Source organism: Streptomyces sp. CB02400 (genome assembly GCF_001905725.1).
Lineage (GTDB): Bacteria > Actinomycetota > Actinomycetes > Streptomycetales > Streptomycetaceae > Streptomyces > Streptomyces atrovirens.
Genome location: NZ_LIWB01000041.1, coordinates 1 through 7,945 on the forward strand (window position 1 = coordinate 1; position 7,945 = coordinate 7,945).

Below are 7,945 nucleotides of genomic sequence, written 5' to 3' on the forward strand. Positions count from 1 at the left end.
ACCCGATCGAGTCAGAAACCGACGACACCGCCCTGCCCACCGGACTCACCGCATAGCCTCAACACGAGATCGCCGAGTGGCCGTCGATACACCACTCCAGCGGACGTGACCCCAGCGTCTTGCCTGTCTTGCCGGTCGCTCCGGTCACGAGCACTCCGGACATCAGGTGTTCTTCCTTTCAAGCGAGTCGATCAGTCCGGCGAGACCCCCGGCAGCAGCGGCCGCCGACAACGGACTCCAGTAATCCCGGTACAGAGCGATCAGCCCGTCGCGGACCGTGAGAACCACGATGTAGTCCAGGCGGTAGGGCTGGGAAGTGGCCACGGTGCGGCCGGTGGCCGTCCACTCCACCACGACGGTGTCCGTTTGATCCGTGGGCCGCACGGTAAGCGCGGCCACCTCCTTCATGTCCATCAGGTCCGGATAGTGAGCGAGGTAGGCACGTACCTCCTCACGTCCGCGGAGAACACGAGGGGAGCTCCCGACCGCGAAAGGGAATTCCGCAATTCCGTCAGGCGCCCACAGATCTGCCACGGCATTCATGTCTTTGGCCAGCATCAGATCGATCATGCGGCGAAAAATCTCCTCAGGGGTCCTGGACACCGTTTCTCCTCGTGGTCAACAAACCGACCGGGCCACCATGCACAGCAGATTCGTGGGCGTGGAACGGACAGCTAAGCCCCGGACCAGCAGTGCGAGGCTTAGCTGTCCCTCCTGTGACAGCATGGAGGAGTGAGCAGCCAGGAACTCGCAGATTTTCTCCGCCGCCGCCGCGAGGACCTGCGACCAGAAGATGTGCAGGCCGAAGCGACACTTCCACCAGGCCGGCGCGCCCGTCGCACACCCGGACTACGCCGCGAAGAGGTAGCCGCCCTGGCGCAGGTGTCGGTGAGCTACTACGAACGACTGGAACGGGCACGGGCACCCCGGCCCTCGCCGCAGGTGCTGTCCGCGCTGGCGACGGCCCTCCAGCTCACTGAAGCAGAGCGTGACCATCTGGCCCGCCTGGCCGGACAAGTGCTGCCGGCAGAGAACGATGGCGCGCCAGAGCACGTACCCGGGGACGCCCGACAGCTACTCGGCAGGCTCGACGGCATCCCTGCCTACATCGTCAACGACCGGCAGGACATCGTCGACTGGAACACAGCAGCTGCAGCTCTGATTACAGACTTCTCTCGCCTCACACCCGACGAACGCAACCTCACGCGCATCTCAACGAGATTCCGTGACACCCTCTGCACCGGCGCCTCCGGTTCGGAGTCCGATTTCTCCCAGCAGGTAGCCGCTCAATTGCGCGCAGCCAGCGTTCTGCACCCCACAGATAAAGTGCTCGCAGAGCTGATCAACGAGTTCGCCACCCACGATCCGGATTTTGCGAACAGCTGGCGAAAACACGCTGTGCGCCCCATACCCAGCGTGCGAAAAAACCTACATCACCCCACACTGGGCGAGCTGGAAATCGACCGGCACACCCTCAGCCTGCCCGGCTCGGGTTTCTCCTTGGTGATGTACACGGCAGAAGCCGGCAGCCCCAGCGCCGCTGCGTTGAAGAGCCTTTGACCGCTGCCACCACGGAAGCCACCGCGTCCGCCGAGGTCGGGCCGCGCGGGTGGAACCGTACCCTCGGGACGGGGAACTGCCCACTCTGGAGCTTCACGCGCCTGTTTCGAGTAGCCCAGGGCAGCCGTGTGCCGATGCCGCGCCACGCTGGCGCGGCCCGATCGACGTGCTGTACCTGCGCAGGTTCATGCTTTCTCCACGGTGGAACGTACGGCCTTGCCGTCTGCCGCCCGAGGGCTGACAACGGTCGCCGCAGCAAGGTTCAGGCGTGCGCCCATCAGGTCGCCGCCGGCCGCGACAGTGGTTCACCAGCCGAGCGGCCAGTGCAGCCCGTCATGTACCACTACACAGACCGCCTCCGCCCGTGTCGCCCGTACCGCCGCCCGTGGCGATCCGGGAGTGACAAGGGCACCGGAAGAAAGGCAGCGGAGACAATCGAGAGGCGTGCCACGCAGTGGACAGCGTCCGACGCTCTCGCAGGACCACGGCAGCCGCCTGCAATCAGACCACACGGATCCGGTGTGCCTGTTCCGCCGGGCGCACTCGTCTGCCGGCGGTGCATCCCAGTCATGAGTGAACGTCCGTCGTGCGTATCCGAGTGATCCGTCCGATGCCCGCTGGGAGCCGGTCGAGCCGGCCTGGCGGTCCGAGCGCCGCCGCCGGGCCCTGGCGTTCGGGCGGCCGCCCGAGCACGAGCTGCGCGGGATCGAGCCCGCGGCCGAACCCGACAAAGAGCCAGAAGATACCCAGTCAGCATGTGGCTCGGTCCGCTGCTTCTCGGGTGATGTCGGCGTAGAGGCGGAAGAGAGTCGGGCGGGCCTCGCCGTGGCCACGTTCTGTCAGAGCCGCCCAGCATCGGGCGATGAGCTTCCGGGCCTGGGTGCCGGGCCAGGGGTGGGGCAGGAGCTGAGGCGGCAGCAGCGGATCGGGTTCCATGGCACGGGTGAGTTCGGCCGCCAGCTCCACAGCGATGGTGAGCAGTTCGGACGGGGAGAGTCCAGCAGTGCCGGTGAGTCGGTGAAGGCGGGGTCGGGCGATGCGGCTGAGGCGGTGGTAGCGGTCGGCGATCTCCGGCAGGGGCCACAGACGGCGGGCGAGTTCGGCAGGCTCTCGGGTGTCGCCCCTACGTAGGTCCGTCGTGCTGAGGAGGGTGAGCGCATCGTGGGCGCCAAGGCGGTGCGCCGCGGCTTCGACATGTGGTTCCCAGGCGTTGGCGCAGACGTACAGTCCGCCCTGGAGTGGGGCGCCACCGAGGTGGATGAGCGTCTCACGCAGGGCGTCCCGGGCCGTGCGCGCCGATTCGGGCACGGCAAAGGCGGCTAGGTGCCAGACGCCGTCCCAGGGGACGAGTCCGGCGTCCTGACGGAATGCATACCGCAGGAAGTCCGCGTTAGGGGTCAGAGCTTGTGTGGTGTCTTCCGTGGCGTGAAGCACTGCCTTGCGACCACGGCCTTCGTGGGTGAAGCGGCTCTCGGCCACGAGGCGCTTGACGCACAGCCGTACCTGCTGGTCGCTCATGCCGAGGGTCGCGGCGACGGTGTAGAGCTCGTCCGCGCTGACCGTGCCGTCCTCCCGGATCAGCGCGTGGACGAGCATGCGGGTGGGGATTTCGACGTGGTCGGTCACAGGGGTCACAGTCCTCTCGGCCCGCCCGCCTCGACGGGGCGGTGCATGGTGGTCACGGCGCCGAACCCCAGCAATCTGCGGAGGTAGGGCGTGCGTTCGGTCCGTACGGCCGTGAAGCCGCGCCGCTCGTACAAGGCTCTGGCGCGCGGATTGGTGTCGATCACGTCCAGTCTGATCTCCCGGCAGTCCTGCTCCGCCGCGACGGCGGCCACTTCCTCGAGGAGCAGGCTTCCGACGCCGCGGCCGCGCACCTCAGGGGCCACGGCGATGCCGTCCATGACGAGTTGCCCGGGGACCGGCTGACGTTCGAGCAGGGCGAGGAGCAGGAGCCGGGGCAGTCCTCCAAGACGTCCGTACGCGCGCAGCACGGCGGAGGCCGATCCCCCGGTGAGGGCCCGTCCACCGAGCTGGTAGCCAGCGAGGCCGACAAGTTGTCCGCCGAGGAACGCACAGATCGCACGGTCGGCGTTCAGGTGGGTGGCGATGAAGGGCACCGCCATGCCGGGCGGATTCAGCGCGGGACCGAGTTTGCGGCCGAAGGCGTCCCAGTACAGCTCGGCCGCCCGCTGCTCGGCTCCGACCGGAATGCCTCGCCGGACCGCCACCGGTCCGGTCCCGTGTGTCGCGTCCACTCCCATGCCGCCTCCCTCTCCCTGAAACTGAAATCTATCAGACCCACAACGACCGTTCTCGTAATGATACTTTTGGGGCTTGTCCAAACCCGAACAAGGGCGGTCGTCCCATGTGTCCCAAGACTCAGCCCCGACGGCGCGGGCTCCGCATCGCGGTGTGGTCGCTCGTCACGGTCCTGGTCGTGTCCGCCGGTCTCGTCGGTGTGGTGCTGTGGCAACACTCCTACGACATGCACGAGCAGCGGGTCTCGATCCGCCACGGCGGCCACACCCTCAACGGCGTACTGACCGTCCCCAAGGACGGCCGCAAGCGCCACGGCCTGGTCGTGTACGTCCACGGCGACGGCCCCGTCGACGCCACCCACGACGACGGTTACAAGCCCATGTGGGAGGCGAACGCCAAGGCCGGGTACGCCTCCCTGTCCTGGGACAAGCCCGGCGTCGCGGGCGCGCCCGGAAACTGGCTCGACCAGTCCATGGACGACCGGGCCGACGAGGCGGCCGCCGCCATCGCCTGGGCCCGCGCCCGCCCGGACATCGACGGCGACCGGATCGGCCTCTGGGGCGCCAGCCAGGCGGGCTGGGTCCTGCCGAAGATCGCCGCCAAGACGCCCGTGAGCTTCGTCATCGCCGTCTCGCCCGCGATCAACTGGCTCCAGCAGGGCCGCCACAACCTCCTCGCCGAACTGCGCGCCGACGGCGCGTCAGCAGCCCGCACCAAGGCGGAGGTCGCCAAGAGCGACACCACCCGCCGGCTGCTGGAACGCCACGCGACCTTCGAGGAGTACGTCAGGGCGATGGGCGGTGACGCGGACGGCATGACCGCCGACCGCTGGGGCTTCGTCTCCAAGAACTACACCGCGGACGCCACGCAGGACCTCCGCGCCCTGCGCGGCATACCGGTCCTGCTGACCCTCGCGGGCCATGACATCAACGTGGACACCGCCGACACGGAGCGCACGTACCGCAAGGTGCTGGACGCAGGTGGTGCATTGACGGTCAAGCGCTACCCGCAGGCGACCCATTCACTGCTCAAACCGTCCATCGAGCGGTCGCGCACCAAGATCACGCTCACCGCCCTCTTCTCCCCCCGCTCGCTCTTCGCGGACGGGTTCCTGGACGACCAGCGACAGTTCCTGACGGAACCCGGCCGAGGCGGCGACCACGCGCCATGACCGGTCCGCGAGGTCGGCCACGGCACGTCGTGCGCGTTCGCGCCTACGGCCTGGTGCATTTGCCGCAGCTCGCCGCTCCACCCACGCCTGTGGCCGGTCCTCCGCACGCCAGTGCCGCTCTCACACCGCGTCCGCGCATCTCCACCTCGTTCATCAGCCCCATGGCCTCCGCTCCAGCAGCCCGGGGACGGTGAACATGGGATCGCCCACGCTGAACCGGCGCGGCGTGGCCGGCGCGCGAAGTCCGTGCCGACTGTGCGACGCGGTGCCTGCTCGGATTCCGGGCCGGCGGGAGACCGCTGCGACGCAGCGTTACCGCCGCCTCAAGCAGGGCCCGGACGTGCCAGCGGACCTCGGCGCCATACCTGGGACAGAGGCGGAGCGGGTGAGCAGGTGGCCCACCAGGAGCAGGGCACCGGAGCCGCGCGGGTGGCCGGCGACGCGTTCGGCGACCTCGTCGGCGTCGCCTGGATGGATGTGCTCGGCGCTGCGCCGGGCCAGGAGCAGCCACGCTTCGCCCGGAAGGCCGACGCGGGCGAAGCCGGCGGCCGGCGAGGGCGCCGGACTGCACAGCGGCGAGCACAGCCGTCCATCACACGATCGCGGCGTCGCCCGGGCCGGCGGCCAACTCGCTCCGGGCGGCCGCAGGGTCGCCGAGCAGACCGCAGTGACCGGGCGGCGGATGGCGAGGTGCCCGCCGGCATGCGGTCGCACAACCTGTCCCGGGCATCCTTCCCCTGGATCCATGGGGCACTGCGCGGCCTGGACACCGGCCGCCCGGCGTGGACGGAGACCGCGCTGCGGAGGATGGCCCGGTGAGCGGCGCGACGACGTACGCGGTCCACGGCTCCGGGCGGCCGGTGGTACCGGTCGCCGGTGCGGAAGGCACGAGTCGAATCCGGCGGTACCACCAGGTGCCCGCGCTCGCCGCGGCGGGCCATCAGAGGTATCACCCGGAACTACCGGGGAAAGACCCCGTTGCCGGTCGCTCCAGACAACGGGCCTCGCGGATCGTCGCTTCCTGCCAGGGGAAATCATCTGGGTCAGCCCCGATGGCGGTGGCGGCGCGGCTCGGCGAGGGTGGAGAAGCGCGCAACACCTCGTCGTCGGGCCCTGCCGCCCACCTGCCTGGAGGAGCACGATCATGTCCGGACGCAACACCCTCATCCGCAGCCTGCACGACGTGGGATTGGCCGCCTGGTTCGGCGGCTCCCTGATGGGCGCTGTCGGGCTGAACGGGGCGGCGGAGCATGAGGGATCCACGGTCGCCGCCAGGGCCCGGATCGCCTCGGTGGGCTGGGCGAAGTGGGTACCGGTCAACGCCGCCGCCATCGGCGCGCACCTGTTCGGCGGTGGCGGCCTGCTCGCCGTGAACGCCCACCGGGTCAGAACCCAGCGCGGTGTGGGCGCCTCCACCACGGCCAAGACCGTCGTCACGGCGGCGGCCCTGGCCGCCACCGCCTACGCCCGCGTCCTCGGCAAAAAGGTCGAACTGGCCTCCTCTTCCGATCCCGAGGACAGCCAGAAGGCGGACCGGCACCCCATCGACATGGAGAAGGCACGGCGCCAGCTCGCCTGCGCACAGTGGGCGGTGCCGGCCCTCACCGGATGCCTCGTCGTCCTCAACGCCCTCCACGGCGAACAGCAGCGGCCCATGGAACAGCTCCACGGCCTGTGGGAACACGCCCGCTCCATGACTCCACTCATCCCGTGAGAGGGCTCAACCAGCAGTGAGGCTCCACTGCCCGGGGCCGACATCGGCATGCCGTCCTCGGGCAGCCAGAGCATGGCCGGCTCCAGCCTCGCTGCGGCCTGAGGCGACGCAGGTGCACGGCCAGCCGCTTGCCCTGCGCTCGCTGCAGCGCGTCCGTCATGGGCCGTCCCGCCATGGCCACCGATCCTGGGCCCATTGAAGTAGGTGGGCGCACCGGGGTTCGCTGACTGCGACGAGGGCGCCACCGTCCGATTCCGCTCGCTTCCGGCCGAGTGCCGACCTCCACTCGTTCGGACGAGGACGATCCAGCCGCGCAGTGGAGCTCTCCACACAGGGATGCGGTCGACAGGCATCGTGTCAGCCGTGCCGAGGCACGGTAGGTGTCACCGGGACGGGTTACCGACCTGCGATTCATGCAGAAGAGGCAGAGTTGTCGTCACCGACGAGGCACGCTACTCGTCATTGGCCATCACTCCGCCCCGGGTGACGCCTGTCGGTGCTTGCTCTCTGGATGCCGTCGCCAGCCAGGTCCGCCAGACGTGACGCGTATTGGGCACCTCGGGACGGTCCAGGAGCCAGAGAACGTATCCGGCGTGGCGCTGCGCCCATGGGTTGTCCGAACGGGCGGCTCTTCCAAGCCTGCTGCGCAGGTCCTCACTGTCCACGGCCCGGGCCACGCGCACGTACTCGCGGTCCTTGCAGCGGTAGGGCCGCTGGACGACGGTCTCGACCAGTTCCACAAGCTTGCTCCTGACCGTCTCATCGTGGTGAGCGGCAGCCACGTCTCGGATGAGGCCCTCCTTCGTGCCCCACGACTTGGCACACCGCGTCCACTCCTGCGGATACCTCGCCTCCCACTCCAGGAAGCACAGCACGTAGGGAAGACCCGGCCATGTGCTGATGCCGGGACCGGCCGGCCGGTCCCACAACCCACCTGGCAGCGAACACCTCAGGGCCTTCAGATAGTTTCTGCGCGCCGCCTGCCGCCCCAGCGGATACCCGCGACGCCACGCCCTGTTGTACCGATCCAGAGCGTCCTGGGTGTTCCTCTCGGCGTCAGCCAGACGGACAAGCGCCGCAGCACGTTCAGCCGGATCGCTTGCTGTCAGCCCGAACGCCCACCCCAGCCGCTCGTGCCACACGTCGGCACCATCCACGCTCACGCCCGTATCCGCGTCCCTCTTCACCCGGCAGATCATGCTCTACCCCAAGCCACCAGGTTGCGTCCTGGGAAGTGG

At 69.1% G+C, this 7,945-nt stretch carries 7 protein-coding genes and 1 pseudogene; 4 read left to right on the top strand and 4 right to left on the bottom strand.

The features are described 5' to 3' along the window. Positions 1-162 precede the first annotated feature (162 nt). Positions 163-570 carry a nuclear transport factor 2 family protein gene (locus tag AMK33_RS39985; protein WP_073938149.1) on the bottom strand — a complete coding sequence of 136 codons (408 nt, stop codon included), beginning with the start codon at positions 568-570 and terminating at the stop codon, positions 163-165. A 162-nt stretch (positions 571-732) separates the two neighbouring features. Between AMK33_RS39985 and AMK33_RS39990 the strand changes: the two genes are divergently transcribed. Both AMK33_RS39990 and AMK33_RS44620 read left to right on the top strand, forming a co-directional pair. Continuing rightward, positions 733-1,560, top strand: a complete 828-nt coding sequence (locus AMK33_RS39990; RefSeq protein WP_073938143.1) for a helix-turn-helix transcriptional regulator — start codon at positions 733-735, stop codon at positions 1,558-1,560. A 573-nt stretch (positions 1,561-2,133) separates the two neighbouring features. Then, a pseudogene (locus AMK33_RS44620) lies at positions 2,134-2,277 on the top strand (IS5 family transposase); the annotation flags it as partial. A gap of 33 nt (positions 2,278-2,310) precedes the next feature. Here AMK33_RS44620 and AMK33_RS39995 read toward each other — a convergent pair. Beyond that, positions 2,311-3,186, bottom strand: coding sequence for a PaaX family transcriptional regulator C-terminal domain-containing protein (locus AMK33_RS39995; protein ID WP_107425381.1), 876 nt, complete (start codon positions 3,184-3,186; stop codon positions 2,311-2,313). Between the two features lie 5 nt (positions 3,187-3,191). Beyond that, on the bottom strand, positions 3,192-3,824 hold the full coding sequence (locus tag AMK33_RS40000) for a GNAT family N-acetyltransferase (protein ID WP_073938144.1): 633 nt from the start codon (positions 3,822-3,824) through the stop codon (positions 3,192-3,194). 104 nt (positions 3,825-3,928) lie between these two features. Here AMK33_RS40000 and AMK33_RS40005 point away from each other — a divergent pair, with 104 nt between their 5' ends. Next, positions 3,929-4,993 carry an alpha/beta hydrolase family protein gene (locus AMK33_RS40005; RefSeq protein ID WP_073938145.1) on the top strand — a complete coding sequence of 355 codons (1,065 nt, stop codon included), beginning with the start codon at positions 3,929-3,931 and terminating at the stop codon, positions 4,991-4,993. 1,144 nt (positions 4,994-6,137) lie between these two features. Further along, complete coding sequence (locus AMK33_RS40015; RefSeq protein WP_073938147.1) at positions 6,138-6,707, top strand: hypothetical protein; 570 nt, start codon at positions 6,138-6,140, stop codon at positions 6,705-6,707. Positions 6,708-7,159: 452 nt separating this feature from the next. Here the strand turns inward: AMK33_RS40015 and AMK33_RS40020 are convergent, their stop codons facing one another. Then, entirely contained in the window at positions 7,160-7,894 is a 735-nt protein-coding gene (locus AMK33_RS40020) for a hypothetical protein (protein ID WP_235618374.1), read from the bottom strand. Positions 7,895-7,945: the final 51 nt, after the last annotated feature.